We start from the raw sequence: 14,290 nt of genomic DNA on the forward strand, positions 1-14,290 counted from the left end.
CAGTGTTCGCACCCGTCACCGCCTTCAGCGGATTCAGCGTCGACGACGTCCCCGCGGCGCTCGCGTTCTACCGCGGCACGCTCGGCCTCGAGGTCGAGGAGGTGCCCGAGATGGGCATGATCCGCCTGGTGCTGCCGGGCTCCGGCGCCCGCGTCCTCGTCTACCCGAAGCCCGGGCACATGCCCGCCACGTTCACGGTGCTCAACCTCGCCGTCGACGACGTGGAGGAGGCGGTGGTCGAGCTCAACGGCCGCGGCGTCGCGACGGCCATCTACCCGGACATGCCGACGGACGCGCGGGGCATCATGCGCGGGAACGGGCCCGACATCGCCTGGTTCCGCGACCCGGCGGGCAACGTCCTGTCCGTCCTCGAGGCGTGACGCCCGGCGGCCGGAGCGCGCACCGCCGCGAGCGGCCCGCCACCCGGGCCGCGCACGGCACGGCGCCGTCCGGCGGTCACACCGCGCAGCGGCCGGAGTCGACGGGGGAGCTCGCGCCCGCCTGCTGCAGCACGGGCGCGATCTCGTCCAGCGTCATCGCGTAGCCGGTCTGCGCGTCGACGGTCGAGGTCGCGAACAGCAGTCCGACGACGCGGCCCTGCACGTCGAGGAGGGCGCCGCCGGAGTCACCGGGGCGCACGGTGCCGCGCACGGAGTACACCTCGCGCGTCACGGGCTGCTCGTGCTGGATGTCGGTGCCGATCGCCTCCACCACCTCGCGGATGCGCGCCCCGGTCGCCTGGTACGGCCCGCCGCCGGGGTAGCCGGCGACGACGGCCTCGTCCGCGGCCGCGAGCTCCTCGCCGAGCGCGAGCGGCGCCGCGGCGAGGCCCGGCACGGCGAGGATCGCGACGTCGCGCGCGGGATCGAATGCCACGAGCCGGGCCGGCAGCAGCTCCCCGGTTCCACCCTGCTGCACGAGGACCTCGTCCGACCCGGTGACGACGTGCGCGTTGGTGACGACCCGTTCGCCCTGCACGACCCAGCCGCTGCCGGACGACGACGTGCCGCACGCGGGCGCGGAGGACAGGATCTTCACCACGCTGGACGCGGCCTGGCGCACGGCCTCGGGGACGTCCTCGTCGGGTGCCGCGGTGTCGGCGATGGACTCCTCGCCGTTGGCGAACACCCGCGGGTAGCCGACGTCGTGCAGGGCGTCGTCGAGGGCGGAGAGCGCCGTCCCGCTCGAGATCGGGCTGACCCGGTCGAGGGCCGCCACGATGCGCGACGACGACGCCAGCTGCACCGCGGGGATCACGCCGCTGGAGCCGAGGAAGCCCCCGATGAACCAGACGGACACGGCCCACGCGGCGAGTCCCGCGACGGCGCCGACGCCCCGGTCGAGCCCCCGGGCGGCGCCGCGCGGTCGGAGGAGGCGGGTGAGGACGCTCGCGATCTGCGCGAGGATCCCGCTGACGAGGGACGTCGTGACGAGCATGAGGAGCGCCGCGGCGAAGGTGCGCTGGATCCCGTCCGCGACCCCGAACTCGTCGAGGAGCGCCAGGAACGCGGGCGTGATCGCGAGCGCCAGCGCGACGCCGAGGACGATGCCGACGAGTCCCGCGATGGTGACGATCGCCCCGCGGCGCCAGCCGGCGAGGGCGGCGAGCACGGCGACGACGAGGATGACGATGTCGACGGCGGGGCTCACCTCCACAGTGTGCCCCGCGTCACCGACCGAGACCTGAGCGCAGCTCCTCGACGAGGTGCGTGACCACGGGCGCCAGGGCGCCGTCGTTGTCCTCCGCCACGCGCAGCTGCCGCTGGTAGCTCGCGCCGCGGTCGACGATGTCGAGGATGCCGCGGAGCTCCGCCTCGCAGCCGAGCGCGTCGGCGGTGGGGGAGAGGCGCTCGACGAGGGCGCGCGTGTCGTCGCCCACGAGGGCCTCCGCGCCCGCGGCGTCCTGGATGATGATCGCGTCCATCCCGTACCGGGCGGCGCGCCACTTGTTCTCGCGCACGAACCACGGCTGCATGCGGGGCAGCTCCTCGCCGCGGTCGAGCGACGCCGACATGTCGTGCACGAGGCACTGCACGAGGGCGCCCAGGGAGGCGATCTCCCGGAGCGTCGAGACGCCGTCGAACACGCGGGTCTCCAGCGTGCCCCACTTGGGCGCCGGGCGGATGTCCCAGCGGAGCTCGCTGTGGTGGTCGATGACGCCCACGTGCGTCATGTCGGCGACGAGCCGCTCGTAGTCGGCCCACGAGCCGATCTCCGGCGGCAGCCCCGCGGTCGGCAGCTGCTGGAACATGAGGGCGCGGTTCGACGCGTACCCCGTCTCCTGCCCGGACCAGAACGGGCTCGACGCGCTGAGCGCCTGGAACCGGGGGAGGTGCACGAGCAGCGCGTTGAGGATGGGGAGGGCCTTGGACGCGTCGTCGATGCCGACGTGCACGTGCACGCCCCAGATCATCATCTGCCGTCCCCACCAGCGCGTGCGGTCCAGGAGCGTCGCGTAGCGCTCGTTTCCGGGCGTGACCTCCTGGTCCGGCCAGACGCTGAAGGGGTGCGTGCCGGCGCACATCAGGTCGATGCCGAGCGGGTCGGCGACGTCGACGACCCGCTCGATGAGGCGGGCGAGGTCGTCGACGGCGTCGCCGACCCGGGAGTGCGGGGCGCTGACGACCTCCACCGTGTTGGTGAGGAACTCCCCGGTCACGTGCGGGTGCGCGTCGTCGTGCGGGAAGGAGCGGAGGATCTCGGGCGCGACGCCCGCGAGCTCCCCGGATCCCCGGTCGACGCATGCGAGCTCCCACTCGATCCCGACGCGGGACGGGGGCTGATGGGCGAAGTCGATCTGCATGCGGGTCCTGCCGTCCACGGGTCCTGGCGGCGCATGCGCCGGGTGTCGTCCGATCATGCCACGGGGTCCGACGACGGGCGCCGGTGCGGCGCCGCGTGGCGCGCGTCGGGGCGCGCCGCGCGGGGGTGTCCCGTCCGGGCCCGGCGTCTGCCATAATGATCTGTCGAGTCCGCGATCGTCCGACCCTCTAATCAGGCGCCGCGAGACCCCATCGAACCAATGCCGAGTGTGCCCCCACGCTCACGGCCGTCAGTTCACCCCACACAAGAAAATTCAGGAGAATTGTGGCTGTCAAGATCCGTCTGAAGCGCCTGGGCAAGATCCGCGCGCCGTACTACCGCATCGTCGTCGCCGACTCGCGCACCAAGCGCGACGGCCGCGTCATCGAGGAGATCGGCAAGTACCACCCCACCGAGGAGCCCTCGTTCATCGAGGTCCAGTCGGACCGGGCGCAGTACTGGCTGTCCGTGGGCGCGCAGCCCACCGAGCAGGTCGAGGCCCTCCTCAAGCTCACGGGCGACTGGGGTCGCTTCAAGGGCGACAAGGACGCCGTCTCCACCGTCCGCATCCGCGAGGCGAAGCCCGCCTACGTCGCGGACGAGAAGAAGAAGCCGGTCCTGAAGCCCAAGACCGAGAAGGCCGCCCCCGCGCCCGAGGCCGCCGAGGCCCCGGCCGAGGCGACCGAGGAGCAGGCCTAGCCCATGCTCGCTCCCGCGCTCGCGCACCTGGTCAAGGGCATCGTCGAGCACCCGGATGATGTCTCCGTGACGAGCAAGGGATCCCCCCGCGGCGAGGTCCTCGAGGTGCGCGTGCACCCCGAGGACCTCGGCCGGGTCATCGGCCGCGCGGGTCGCACCGCGAAGGCCCTCCGGACGCTCGTGTCGGCCCTCGCCGACGGCCAGCGCGTCCGCGTCGATGTGGTGGACACCGATTCCTGAGGACGACGTCCGTGACCCCGCGGCGTTCCGCGTGGGCCGGCTGACCAAGGCGCACGGGCTCAAGGGCGCCGTGAAGCTCGAGCTGTTTACGGACGACCCCGACAAGCGCTTCGTCCCCGGCGCCGAGTTCAGCCTGCAGGTCCCCGAGACCTCGCCGTGGCACGGCCGCACGTTGACGCTCACCGAGCTGCGCTGGTACAACAGCCATCCCGTCGGCTTCTTCGAGGGCGTCGCGGACCGCACGGCCGCCGAGTCGCTGGCCAAGGCCATCCTCTGGATGACGCCGCCCGCCGACGAGGCGGACGAGCCCGACGCCTGGTACGACCACCAGCTGGTCGGCCTCCGGGTGCTCCGCGACGGCGTCGAGGTGGGGACCGTCTCCCTCGTCGACCACTTCCCGGCGCAGGACCTCCTCCACGTCGACACGCCCTCCGGCACCGTCCTGGTGCCGTTCGTGCAGGCCATCGTCCCGTCCGTGGACGTCGCGGCCGGCACGCTCGTCGTCACCCCGCCGCTCGGCCTCTTCGAGGAGATCCCGGAGGAGCCGACCCCGGCGCCCGGCGAGGACCTCCCCACGGACGCAGCTCCGGCGGATGCCGCTCCCGCGGATGCCGCCCCCGAGGGCGACGACGCACGCTGACATGCGGATCGACATCGTCTCGATCTTCCCGGAGTTCTTCGGGGTGCTCGACATCTCCCTGCTCGGGCGCGCGCGCCAGTCCGGCCTCATCGACCTCCGCGTGCACGACCTGCGCGCCTTCACGCACGACCGGCACCGCACGGTCGACGACACGCCCTACGGCGGCGGCGCCGGCATGGTCATGCGACCGGAGCCCTGGGGCGAGGCCATCGACCGGGTCCTCGCGGACGAGACCGATCCGGTCGTGATCTTCCCGTCGCCGGCCGGCGACGTGTTCACGCAGGCCATGGCGCAGGAGCTCTCGGAGGAGCGCCACCTCGCCTTCGGGTGCGGTCGCTACGAGGGGATCGACCAGCGCGTCGTCGACCACACGGCCACGCGCGCCCGGGTCCGCCTGGTCAGCCTCGGCGACTACGTCCTGAACGGCGGCGAGGTCGCGGTCATGGCCATGATCGAGGCGATCGGCCGTCTCGTGCCGGGCGTCGTGGGCAACCCCGCGAGCCTCGTCGAGGAGAGCCACTCCGACGGCCTGCTCGAGCACCCGAGCTACACCAAGCCGCCGGAGTGGCGCGGGCTCCAGGTCCCGGACGTGCTGCGCAGCGGCAACCACGGCGCCATCGCCGCGTGGCGTCGCGAGCAGCAGCTCGAGCGCACGCGCCGCGTACGGCCCGACCTGCTGGCCGACTAGCCGCGACCCGCGACGTCCGCCGCCCCTCGGGGCGCGGCCGTCATCCGCCTCAGGAGCGCGCGGTGAGGATCACGGGGCCGGACTCCGTGATCGCGACGGTGTGCTCCATGTGCGCGCCGCGCGAGCCGTCGGCGCTGCGAAGGGTCCAGCCGTCGCGGTCGGTGTAGATCTCGTCCGTGCTCTGCAGGAACCAGGGCTCGATCGCGATGACGAGTCCCGGCCGCAGCGGGACGCCGCGCCCCGGCCGGCCCTGGTTCGCGATGTGCGGGTCCCCGTGCATCGTGCGGCCGACCCCGTGACCGCCGAAGTCCGTGTTGACGGAGTAGCCCGCCTCCGTCGCCACCGCGCCGATGGCCGCCGAGATGTCGCCCGTGCGGCCGCCCGGCTGCGCCGCGCGGACCCCCGCCTCGAGCGCGCGGGTCGTCACCTCGATGAGGCGCACGTCCTCCTCGCGCGGCGTGCCGACGATGACGCTGACGGCCGAGTCGCTGACCCATCCGTCCACGGAGGCGGCGAAGTCGAGGCTCAGGAGGTCGCCGTCCTGCAGCCGGTAGTCGTGGGGGAGCCCGTGCAGCACGCCGTCGTTCACGGACGTGCAGAGCACCTTGCCGAACGGCATGGCGCCGAACGAGGGGTGGTAGTCGATGTAGCACGACTCGGCCCCCCGCTCGCGGATCATGCGGTGCGCGGCGCGGTCGAGGTCGAGGAGGTTGACGCCGACGTCGGCCTGCGCGGCGAGCGCGGTGAGCACGCTGCCCACGAACTCCCCGGCGGGTCGCATCTGGTCCATCTCGGCGGGCGTTCGCAGTTCCATCACGCCATGGATCCTACGGGAGGGGCGCTCAGCGGACCCTCTCGCGGCGCCCAGGGTCGGCTCGTAGCATGGGCCCATGCAGCAGTCCCCGGCCGTCCGACTCCGCCGCGCGCTCTACCGCTGGCAGTTCGCCGCGGTCGTCGTGCTCCCCGCCTGGCTCCTCGTGGGCTGGGCGGCCTTCGGCTCCGGCGGGTGGGAGCTGCTCCTCGTGATGCTCGGCGCCGCGGCTCTCGGCATCGCCCTGCTCGCGGGCCTGGGCCTCGTCCTCGCCCGGCGCTCGGCGCGGACCGCCGCGGCCGTCTCCCCGACGGACGCGGTCGTCATGGGCGTGCTGACCCTCGCGGTAGCCGGCACCGGCACCTACTCGGCGGTGAGCACGTGGTGCGCGGTGGTCGCGGTGCTGGCCGCCGTGGCGTTCGTGGCGCTCGGCGTCCGGCAGCTCCTCGCGGAGACGCGGCAGCGCATGCAGGAGGTCATCGCCGTCATCGAGCGCGACGCGCAGCCGCGTCCGCCGGAGTGGCGGGCGGCCGAGGGCCCGGACGCCGGCCGGACGATCCGCCTCGACTGACCGCCCTCGCCGGCGACGCGGCGCTTTGCGCTCGACGCGCCCGAGGTGACAGAATGGGCGATCGTGCCTGCCGCCGACCCTGCCACGGGGGAGTCGGCCGTCCATGCGGGCCGTTCCCCTTCCAGAAACTGATGCGCAGTCGACCCGTGGCGGTTGCAGAGAGCGGTACACCATGCACATCCTCGATTCCGTCGACAAGGCGTCGCTGCGGTCGGACATCCCCGACTTCCGCGCCGGCGACACGGTCAAGGTCCACGTCAACATCGTCGAGGGCAGCCGCTCGCGCATCCAGGTGTTCCAGGGCATCGTCATCGGCCGTCAGGGCGAGGGCGTCCGCGAGACGTTCTGCGTCCGCAAGGTCAGCTTCCAGGTCGGCGTCGAGCGCACCTTCCCGGTCCACTCCCCGGTCATCGACCACATCGAGGTCGTGACGCGCGGCGACGTGCGCCGCGCGAAGCTGTACTTCCTGCGCGACCTGCGCGGCAAGAAGGCGAAGATCAAGGAGAAGCGCTCCTAGCGCATCCCCAAGCGTCACCCTCCCGAGCTCCCGGCACATACACTTGCCGGGAGCTCAGGCGGTTAAATGACAGACAGCACGGCGCCCGTGGAGACCAGATCCTCGGGCAGGCACAGCGGCAGCGGGTCGCGGGGATGGAAGACGTTCCTCCGGGACGTCCTCGTCATCTTCGTGGTGGCCCTCCTCGTCTCGATCCTGATCAAGGCCTTCCTGATCCGGTCGTTCTACATCCCGTCCGCGTCGATGGAGGACACCCTCCAGATCGACGACCGGATCGTGGTCAACCAGCTGACGCCGCGGCTCATGCCGCTGCAGCACGGCGACGTGGTGGTGTTCCGCGATCCCGGCGGCTGGCTGCTGCCGTCGCCCGAGGTCGCGAAGCCGCCGGTCGCCGCGGCGGTCGACTGGGCGCTCACCACGGTGGGCCTGTCGGCCTCCGACAGCAACGATCACCTCATCAAGCGCCTCATCGGACTGCCGGGCGACCACGTCGTCTGCTGCAACTCCCTGGGCCAGATGAGCGTCAACGACGTGCCGCTCGACGAGCCGTACATCAAGCTCGTCCCCGGTGACACGCGCGCGTCCGCCATCGACTTCGACGTCACCGTGCCCGCCGACTCGCTGTGGGTGATGGGCGACAACCGGGGCAACTCCGCGGACTCGCGCTACAACCAGGACGGCCCGACGAAGGGGTTCGTGCCGATCGACCACGTCGTCGGCCGCGCCTTCGTCATCACCTGGCCCATCGATCGGTGGTCGATCCTCGGCGACCACCCCGAGACGTTCGGCGACGTCCCCGAAGCCGCTCCCGCCGGCTGATGCCGGTCGCGGACCCGAGCCTCGACGCCGAGCTCGCGCTCCTCGGAACGGGCGCGGCGCTCGTCATCGGCTGCGACGAGGTGGGGCGGGGTGCGCTGGCCGGCCCGGTCGCGGTCGGCATGGCCGCCGTCGGTGCCGACTGCGGCGCCTTCCCCCCGGGGCTCCGCGACTCGAAGATGCTCAGCGAGAAGCGCCGCGAGGCCCTGCACCCTCCGGTCTCCGCCTGGGTGCGGCACCACGCGGTCGGCATGGCGTCCGCCGAGGAGGTCGACGAGCTCGGCATCACGGCGTGCCTCGGCCTGGCGGGTCGTCGCGCCCTCGTCGAGCTGCACCACCTCGGTGTGCCGCTGCTCGAGAGCGTCGTGCTGCTCGACGGCTCCCACGACTGGCTCACGCCCGCGCTCGCGCATCCCGTCCCGGTGCGCCTCAGGGTCAAGGCCGACCGGGACTGCGCGTCCGTCGCTGCCGCGTCCGTCCTGGCGAAGGTGCATCGCGACCGCCTCATGGCGGCGTGGCACGAGGAGTCGCCGGAGTACGGCTGGGCCGGCAACAAGGGCTACGGCAGCGCCGCGCACCTCGACGCGATCCGCGCGAGCGGCCCCAGCCGGATCCACCGGCGCACCTGGCTCGGCGGGGTGCACCAGCCGACGGGCGCCTGACCCGTCCCGCTTCCGGCCCGGTCGCCCTCGCCGCCTGCTCCGGGCCCCGCGCGGGGCTGCCGGCGGCACGACCGGCCGGACGTCGCGTGCTCCGGGGCCGGATAGTATCGACGGACCATGGATGACGACGAGTTCGAGGACTACGACCGCGAGGTGGAGCTCGCGCTCTACCGGGAGTACCGGGACATCGTGTCCCAGTTCAAGTACGTGGTCGAGACCGAGCGGCGCTTCTACCTCGCGAACGAGGTCGAGCTGGTGCGTCGCGACACGGAGCACGACTTCTACTTCGAGCTGAGCATGACCGACGTGTGGGTGTGGGACGTGTACCGCTCCGACCGCTTCGTGAAGTCCGTGCGGGTGCTCACCTTCAAGGACGTGAACGTCGAGGAGCTGTCGGCCAAGGAGTTCGAGCTCCCGAAGGAGCTGGCGATCGACGAGTAGGGCTCCTCCGGGTCCCTCCCCAGGGTGCGCCGCGCATGGCGCCGCACCTCGTGGGGTCGATGAGCGGGACGCATCCCGGCGGCAGCGCATCCTCCCCTCGGAGGTGCGCATGACACGCGAGCACGACCTGGGACGACGCGGCGAGGAGCTCGTCGCACGGCATCTGAGCGAGCACGGCTATGCGCTCGTGGAGCGCAACTGGCGGTGTCGCGAGGGCGAGATCGACCTCGTGATGACCCACGAGGGCACGACCGTCCTGGTGGAGGTGAAGACGCGCGCGGGCCTCGGGTTCGGGCATCCCCTCGAGGCGGTCACGCGCGCCAAGGCCGCGCGGCTGCGGGTGCTCGCGGGGCTCTGGCGCGAGGCCCACCCGGAGCGCCGCGGGCCCGTCAGGATCGACGTGGTCGGCGTGGTCTGGCCGCCCGGGGGACGGCCGTCGATCGACGTCGTCCGGAGCGCCTGCTGATGGCCGTCGGTCGCACGCTCGCGGTCGCGCTCTCGGGACTCGAGGGCGCGCTCGTCGACGTGGAGGCGGACATCACCAGCCAGCTCCCCGGCTTCGTGCTCATCGGCCTCCCGGACGCCGCGCTCAGCCAGGCCCGCGAGCGCGTGCGGGCCGCCACCGGCAACGCGGGGTGCGAGTTCCCCGTGCGGCGCGTGACCGTCAACCTCTCGCCGGCCGTGCTGCCCAAACACGGGTCGGGCTTCGACCTCGCGATCGCCCTGGCCGTGCTCGCGGCGGGCGGCTCCGTCTCCGCGGACTCGGTCGCCGGCACGGTGCACCTGGGCGAGCTGGGGCTCGACGGGCGTCTGCGCCCGACGCACGGCATCCTCCCGGCAGTGCTCGCCGCGCGTCGAGCGGGGGTGCGGCGCGTCATGGTCCCACGCTGCCACGCCGACGAGGCCTCGCTCGTGCCGGACGTGCAGGTCATCCCCGTGTCGGGGCTGCGGGACGCGGCGATCCACCACGGGGCGGAGCTCGACCCCGAGCCCGACGACGCCGTCGAGCCGGCGGTCGCCGCGCCGGGCGGCGGAGGTGCCGGTCCGTCCGAGGGCGTCGTCCCTCCGGAGCCCTGCCTGGGGGACGTCGTCGGGAACGAGGAGGCGGTGGAGGCGCTCGTCGTCGCCGCGGCGGGCGGGCACCACATGTTCCTCCTCGGTCCGCCCGGGGCCGGCAAGACGATGCTCGCCCAGCGCCTCCCGGGGCTGCTGCCCGACCTCGAAGAGGAGGCCGCACTGGAGGTGGGCTGCGTCCGCTCGCTGTGCGGGGAGCGGCTGGGCCCGGAGCTCACCGTCCGTCCCCCGCTCGAGGCCCCGCACCACACCGCGAGCGCAGCCGGCATCGTCGGCGGCGGCAGCGGGCGCATCCGCCCCGGGGCCGCCGTCCGCGCGAGCGGGGGAGTCCTCTTCCTCGACGAGGCACCCGAGTTCGCGGGGGCGGTGCTCGACTGCCTCCGCCAGCCGCTGGAGTCGGGCGTCATCAGCATCCACCGGGCCAACGGCGTCGCGCACTTCCCGGGTCGATTCCAGCTGGTCATGGCCGCGAACCCCTGCCCGTGCGGGTCGTACGGCGTCGCGGGCGCGGACTGCGCGTGCCCGCCCCAGTCGCGGCGGCGCTACCTGGCCCGGCTGTCCGGCCCGCTCATGGACCGCATGGACATCCGTCTCGCCGTGCGTCGGGTCACGACCGCCGTGCACCTCGCCGCCGACGGCGCGCCCCGGACCACCACGGCGTCGGCGCGCGTCCGCGTCGCGACCGCGCGCGCGGCCGCCGCCGAGCGCTGGGCGCCGACGTCGTGGAGCACCAACGCCCGCGCATCGGGCACGTGGCTCCGTCGCGAGGCACGCGTGGCCCGTGCCGCGACGGCGTCCCTGGACCGCGCACTCGACCGCGGCCTGCTCACGATGCGCGGGTACGACCGCGTGCTCCGCCTCGGCTGGACGTTGGCGGACCTCGACGGCGCTGCGAGTCCCGACGCGGACCACCTGGGTCGGGCGCTCCTCCTGCGGGGCGCGTCGTGAGCGCCGGCGACGCTGCTGACCGCGGCCCCGGCGGCCGACGGACCCTCGTCGTGTCGCGCCTGGGGCTCCCCGCCGGGGAGCTCCACGAGCTGATGGCGGCGCTCCGCCCCGATGCCGCGGAGCCCGGCGACGCGGACGCCGCGTGGATCCCCGAGGAGGACGCCGCCCGATGCACCTGGTCCGGGATCGCCGAGCCCGGCGACCGCGTCGCGGGTGCGGTCGTCGGCGTCCTCGGGGCCGGCGCCGCTCTCGCGGCCGTGGTCGACGGCTGTCCCGCGTCCGCCGTCGTCGCGTCGATGCGGGATGCGGGCCTCGAGCTCGACGAGGACGCCCGCGTCGCCCTCGTCGACGAGGTGGGGGCCGCCGTCGAGCGCTGGCGACCGCGGGTGGTGCGCTCCGAGGCGCTGGCACGGCTGCGCGCCGCTCGGGCCGTGGGCGCCCGCGTGCTGGTGCCGGGGGCCCCGCTGTGGCCCGTCGGCGCCGACGACCTGGGACCACACGCACCGCTGGTCCTCTGGTGCACCGGCGCACCGGAGGCGCTCGCGGCCCTGTCCCGCTCCGTGGCGGTCGTGGGGGCGCGGGCCGCGACGGGCTACGGGGAGCACGTCACGGCGGACATCGCGGCGGGCCTCGTCGACCGAGGCGTCGCCGTCGTGTCGGGCGGGGCCTACGGCATCGACGGCGCCGCGCACCGTGCGGCGCTCGGCTCCGGCGGATCCACGGTGGCCTTCCTGGCCGGCGGGGTAGACCGCCTCTACCCGGCCGGCCACGCGGACCTCTTCGGACGGATGCGGCGCGAGGGCGCCGTGGTCTCGGAGCTGCCCTGCGGAGCGTCCCCCACCCGATGGCGCTTCCTGTTGCGCAACCGGCTCATCGCGGCGGTGAGCGCCGCCACCGTCGTGGTCGAGGCGGGCGCGCGCAGCGGCTCGCTCAACACGGCCAACCACGCCATCGCGCTGGAGCGTCCCCTCGGGGCCGTGCCGGGACCCGTGACGAGCGTGTCCTCATCCGGCTGCCACCGGCTGATCCGCGAGTCCGGAGCCGCGCTCGTCGCCTCGGCCGACGACGTGATGGACCTGGTGCCCGGCTGGAGCGGCGTGACCGCACAGCAGGGAGGCGAGGGCGGGGCGCTCCGTGCGCCACCGGAGGCGCGGCCCCGCGACGCACCCTCCGGGACGACGTCCGAGATGATGTCCGGGACGGGCCCGCACACGCGCCGGACCGGTGGCACGGCGCGGGCCGGGGCACCCTCCGATGGCGATCCCCGCATCGGGCGCGTCCTGGACGCGCTGGCCGTGCGGCGCGCCCGGGAGACGTCCGAGGTCGCCGCGCGCGCCGGACTCGGAGTGGCCGAGGCGTCGTCGGTCCTGGGTCTGCTCGAGCTCGAGGGGCACGTGGCGCGGCCCGACGGGGGATGGGTGCGCCGGCCGTCGTCGCGGTGACCAGCACGGTCGTCCGGCGGACGGGTGCCGCGCCGCCCGGACCCCGCCCCGTCCGCGTCCCGCTCGTCCCCGTCCTGCATCGGCTCCGCGCCGGCCTTCTCCTCCTCGCGCGTCGACGAGCGCGGCGCCGGGGCTGCCCGTAGCCTTCGGGGATGGGCGGAGCGCGAGCGGAAGGCATCGACGGGCCGCCGCTGGTCCTCGGTTCGGGGGGTGGGACGGCGCTGGAGCGCGACATCGTCGAGTTCGCGACGTCCCTGTCACGGGAACGGGGGAGCGCCGCCCACACCGTGCGGGCCTACTCCGCGGACCTCCGGGACCTCGCCGCCCATGCCGCCCGCCAGGGAGTCACCCGCTCCGGGGGCCTCGACCTCGAGGTCCTGCGCGACTGGCTGTGGCGGGGATCGCAGGCCCGGCTCGCACCCGCGACCCTCGCGCGGCGGTCGGCGGCCGTCCGCGGCTTCGGGGCGTGGCTCCTGCGGACGGGCCGGGTCGACGTCGACCCCGCCGTGCGCCTCAAGGCACCCCGGGCGGGATCGCACCTCCCACGCGTCCTCGCGCGGGAGCAGATGACGGCGCTCCTCGCCGGGCTCGCCGAGAGGGCGGCGGCGGACGACCCCGCCGCGCTCCGGGACCTCGCCGTGATCGAGCTGCTGTACGCCTCCGCCCTGCGGGTCTCCGAGCTCACCGGACTCGACATGGGCGACGTGGACGACGCGCGGCTCACGGTGCGCGTCGTGGGCAAGGGCGACCGGGAGCGGGTGGTGCCCTTCGGCGTGCCAGCCTCGGACGCCCTCGCGGCGTACGTCGGCCGCGGTCGTCCCGCGCTCGTAACCGCCCGCACCGGTCCCGCCCTCTTCCTGGGTGCCCGCGGCGGGCGCCTCGGCTCCCGCGCCGTGTACGGCCTCGTGGCCGCGCTGCTCGCGGACCTGCCCGGGTCGGGCCCGCAGGGGCCGCACGCGCTCCGGCACACCGCGGCGACCCACCTCCTCGACGGCGGCGCGGACCTCCGCACGGTCCAGGAGATGCTGGGCCACGCGAGCCTCGGGACGACGCAGATCTACACGCACGTGTCCGTCGAGCGCCTGCGTCGCAGCTACGAGGGAGCCCACCCGCGCGCCTGACGCGGACGGTCGCGGCATGGTCGGCCGCCCCGTGCGGCAGCGTCGGACGGGCCGGGCATCCCGTGGATCGATCTTCGGACGTACCGGCCCGCACGGACGTCCCGCGTCCGCACCGTCGTCGGCGTCCTCGCGCACCGCTCGGACCTCATGGCTCGAGGGGCAGCAGCACCGCGTGGCGCAGGCCGGCGAGGAGCGCCTGCGGATCCACGTAGGCGCCGTGGAGCCGCGCGCCGAGGTGCAGCCCGCCGTCGGGCTCGTGCCGCGGTGCCTCGGCGAGCGAGCCGACGACCTGACCGGCGGAGACCGCGTCGCCCGAGGCGACCCCCGGCACGACCGGCTCCATCGAGGACACGAGCCCGTCGGCGTGCTGGATGCTCACGACCGGCCGGTCGACGACCATGCCGGCGAACGAGACGACGCCGTCGGCGGGCGAACGCACCTCCGTGCCCGGCGCGGCTGCGATGTCGATGCCGCGATGGCCGGGCCCGTAGGGGGTGCTCGGCTCCTCGAAGGGCCGGGTGACCCGGTGCGGGGCAGGCACCGGCCAGGACCATCGCGGCGCCGCGGTCCGCGACGCCACGGTCGCGGCCCGGGCGGACGGGACCCCGCGCGGCGCGGCCCTCGCCGGCGTCGCGACGAGCTCCCGCGCCGACGCCACCCGCGCCTCCGCCATCAGCGCCGCCGGCGGCGCCGACGAGCCGATGCCGCCGAGCAGACCCGACGCCACGAGCAGCGCCCCCACCCTCCTCACGCCCGTGCGGTCGCGCATGCGCACCTCCCTCTCCCCGGAGGCGCGCACGGCCGCCGGAGGGGCGCAC

General features: G+C 74.5%; 18 protein-coding genes. 14 read left to right on the forward strand and 4 right to left on the reverse strand.

Annotated features, from left to right (window positions below; translation table 11 throughout):
• The first annotated feature begins 2 nt into the window (after window positions 1-2).
• The gene (locus AC07VC_RS11795; protein ID WP_494675643.1) at window positions 3-380 is read left to right on the forward strand and encodes a VOC family protein; all 378 of its coding nucleotides are present in this window, start codon (window positions 3-5) and stop codon (window positions 378-380) included.
• 76 nt (window positions 381-456) lie between these two features.
• Here the strand turns inward: AC07VC_RS11795 and AC07VC_RS11800 are convergent, their stop codons facing one another.
• Complete coding sequence (locus AC07VC_RS11800) at window positions 457-1,650, reverse strand: MarP family serine protease (protein ID WP_494675644.1); 1,194 nt, start codon at window positions 1,648-1,650, stop codon at window positions 457-459.
• 19 nt (window positions 1,651-1,669) lie between these two features.
• Window positions 1,670-2,803 carry a glutamate--cysteine ligase gene (locus tag AC07VC_RS11805; RefSeq protein ID WP_494675645.1) on the reverse strand — a complete coding sequence of 378 codons (1,134 nt, stop codon included), beginning with the start codon at window positions 2,801-2,803 and terminating at the stop codon, window positions 1,670-1,672.
• A 284-nt stretch (window positions 2,804-3,087) separates the two neighbouring features.
• On the opposite strand from AC07VC_RS11805, the gene rpsP reads away from it, so the two are divergent.
• Genes rpsP through trmD form a run of 4 tightly spaced genes read left to right on the forward strand, consistent with a single transcriptional unit; the run spans window position 3,088 to window position 5,069 of the window.
• Window positions 3,088-3,501: a 30S ribosomal protein S16 gene (gene rpsP / locus AC07VC_RS11810; protein WP_494675646.1), complete on the forward strand. Its 414-nt coding sequence runs from the start codon at window positions 3,088-3,090 to the stop codon at window positions 3,499-3,501.
• Window positions 3,502-3,504: 3 nt separating this feature from the next.
• Window positions 3,505-3,741 (forward strand): RNA-binding protein, encoded by a 237-nt coding sequence (locus AC07VC_RS11815; RefSeq protein WP_012038054.1) that lies wholly within the window; start codon window positions 3,505-3,507, stop codon window positions 3,739-3,741.
• The gene (gene rimM / locus AC07VC_RS11820) at window positions 3,719-4,381 is read left to right on the forward strand and encodes a ribosome maturation factor RimM (RefSeq protein ID WP_494675647.1); all 663 of its coding nucleotides are present in this window, start codon (window positions 3,719-3,721) and stop codon (window positions 4,379-4,381) included. The genes AC07VC_RS11815 and rimM overlap by 23 nt, the downstream gene beginning before the upstream one ends.
• A 1-nt stretch (window position 4,382) precedes the next feature.
• Window positions 4,383-5,069 (forward strand): tRNA (guanosine(37)-N1)-methyltransferase TrmD, encoded by a 687-nt coding sequence (trmD, locus tag AC07VC_RS11825; RefSeq protein WP_317229520.1) that lies wholly within the window; start codon window positions 4,383-4,385, stop codon window positions 5,067-5,069.
• Between the two features lie 49 nt (window positions 5,070-5,118).
• Here trmD and map read toward each other — a convergent pair whose 3' ends face one another.
• Window positions 5,119-5,886 (reverse strand): type I methionyl aminopeptidase, encoded by a 768-nt coding sequence (gene map / locus AC07VC_RS11830; RefSeq protein WP_494675648.1) that lies wholly within the window; start codon window positions 5,884-5,886, stop codon window positions 5,119-5,121.
• 73 nt (window positions 5,887-5,959) lie between these two features.
• Between map and AC07VC_RS11835 the strand changes: the two genes are divergently transcribed.
• The 9 genes from AC07VC_RS11835 (at window position 5,960) to AC07VC_RS11875 (ending at window position 13,472) form a co-directional block, all read left to right on the forward strand.
• The gene (locus tag AC07VC_RS11835; protein WP_317229518.1) at window positions 5,960-6,451 is read left to right on the forward strand and encodes a hypothetical protein; all 492 of its coding nucleotides are present in this window, start codon (window positions 5,960-5,962) and stop codon (window positions 6,449-6,451) included.
• A gap of 172 nt (window positions 6,452-6,623) precedes the next feature.
• Window positions 6,624-6,968, forward strand: coding sequence for a 50S ribosomal protein L19 (rplS, locus tag AC07VC_RS11840; protein ID WP_012298189.1), 345 nt, complete (start codon window positions 6,624-6,626; stop codon window positions 6,966-6,968).
• Between the two features lie 66 nt (window positions 6,969-7,034).
• A complete protein-coding gene (gene lepB, locus AC07VC_RS11845) occupies window positions 7,035-7,787 on the forward strand; it encodes a signal peptidase I (RefSeq protein ID WP_317229517.1) in 753 nt (250 codons plus the stop codon).
• On the forward strand, window positions 7,787-8,446 hold the full coding sequence (gene rnhB, locus AC07VC_RS11850) for a ribonuclease HII (RefSeq protein ID WP_494675649.1): 660 nt from the start codon (window positions 7,787-7,789) through the stop codon (window positions 8,444-8,446). The genes lepB and rnhB overlap by 1 nt, the downstream gene beginning before the upstream one ends.
• Window positions 8,447-8,563: 117 nt before the next feature.
• Entirely contained in the window at window positions 8,564-8,887 is a 324-nt protein-coding gene (locus tag AC07VC_RS11855; protein ID WP_012298192.1) for a DUF2469 family protein, read from the forward strand.
• Between the two features lie 109 nt (window positions 8,888-8,996).
• The gene (locus AC07VC_RS11860; protein WP_317229515.1) at window positions 8,997-9,353 is read left to right on the forward strand and encodes a YraN family protein; all 357 of its coding nucleotides are present in this window, start codon (window positions 8,997-8,999) and stop codon (window positions 9,351-9,353) included.
• Complete coding sequence (locus tag AC07VC_RS11865) at window positions 9,353-10,909, forward strand: YifB family Mg chelatase-like AAA ATPase (protein ID WP_494675650.1); 1,557 nt, start codon at window positions 9,353-9,355, stop codon at window positions 10,907-10,909. Before AC07VC_RS11860 ends, AC07VC_RS11865 begins: the two co-directional genes overlap by 1 nt.
• Window positions 10,906-12,351, forward strand: coding sequence for a DNA-processing protein DprA (gene dprA, locus AC07VC_RS11870; RefSeq protein ID WP_494675651.1), 1,446 nt, complete (start codon window positions 10,906-10,908; stop codon window positions 12,349-12,351). Before AC07VC_RS11865 ends, dprA begins: the two co-directional genes overlap by 4 nt.
• A 152-nt stretch (window positions 12,352-12,503) precedes the next feature.
• Window positions 12,504-13,472, forward strand: a complete 969-nt coding sequence (locus tag AC07VC_RS11875; protein ID WP_494675652.1) for a tyrosine recombinase XerC — start codon at window positions 12,504-12,506, stop codon at window positions 13,470-13,472.
• A 145-nt stretch (window positions 13,473-13,617) separates the two neighbouring features.
• Here the strand turns inward: AC07VC_RS11875 and AC07VC_RS11880 are convergent, their stop codons facing one another.
• Window positions 13,618-14,241, reverse strand: a complete 624-nt coding sequence (locus AC07VC_RS11880) for a murein hydrolase activator EnvC family protein (protein WP_494675653.1) — start codon at window positions 14,239-14,241, stop codon at window positions 13,618-13,620.
• Window positions 14,242-14,290 lie beyond the last annotated feature (49 nt).

The sequence above is a fragment of the Clavibacter sp. GW821-FHT01D01 genome, from assembly GCF_059422605.1.

What these genes read in the sequence shown, in the direction of transcription:
- AC07VC_RS11805 (WP_494675645.1), bottom strand. Translation starts at nt 2,803, where the DNA reads ATGCAGATCGACTTCGCCCATCAGCCCCCGTCCCGCGTCGGGATCGAG.
- AC07VC_RS11815 (WP_012038054.1), top strand. Translation starts at nt 3,505, where the DNA reads ATGCTCGCTCCCGCGCTCGCGCACCTGGTCAAGGGCATCGTCGAGCAC.
- rimM (WP_494675647.1), top strand. Translation starts at nt 3,719, where the DNA reads ATGTGGTGGACACCGATTCCTGAGGACGACGTCCGTGACCCCGCGGCG.
- trmD (WP_317229520.1), top strand. Translation starts at nt 4,383, where the DNA reads ATGCGGATCGACATCGTCTCGATCTTCCCGGAGTTCTTCGGGGTGCTC.
- AC07VC_RS11835 (WP_317229518.1), top strand. Translation starts at nt 5,960, where the DNA reads ATGCAGCAGTCCCCGGCCGTCCGACTCCGCCGCGCGCTCTACCGCTGG.
- rplS (WP_012298189.1), top strand. Translation starts at nt 6,624, where the DNA reads ATGCACATCCTCGATTCCGTCGACAAGGCGTCGCTGCGGTCGGACATC.
- lepB (WP_317229517.1), top strand. Translation starts at nt 7,035, where the DNA reads ATGACAGACAGCACGGCGCCCGTGGAGACCAGATCCTCGGGCAGGCAC.
- rnhB (WP_494675649.1), top strand. Translation starts at nt 7,787, where the DNA reads ATGCCGGTCGCGGACCCGAGCCTCGACGCCGAGCTCGCGCTCCTCGGA.
- AC07VC_RS11855 (WP_012298192.1), top strand. Translation starts at nt 8,564, where the DNA reads ATGGATGACGACGAGTTCGAGGACTACGACCGCGAGGTGGAGCTCGCG.
- AC07VC_RS11860 (WP_317229515.1), top strand. Translation starts at nt 8,997, where the DNA reads ATGACACGCGAGCACGACCTGGGACGACGCGGCGAGGAGCTCGTCGCA.
- AC07VC_RS11865 (WP_494675650.1), top strand. Translation starts at nt 9,353, where the DNA reads ATGGCCGTCGGTCGCACGCTCGCGGTCGCGCTCTCGGGACTCGAGGGC.
- AC07VC_RS11875 (WP_494675652.1), top strand. Translation starts at nt 12,504, where the DNA reads ATGGGCGGAGCGCGAGCGGAAGGCATCGACGGGCCGCCGCTGGTCCTC.
- AC07VC_RS11880 (WP_494675653.1), bottom strand. Translation starts at nt 14,241, where the DNA reads ATGCGCGACCGCACGGGCGTGAGGAGGGTGGGGGCGCTGCTCGTGGCG.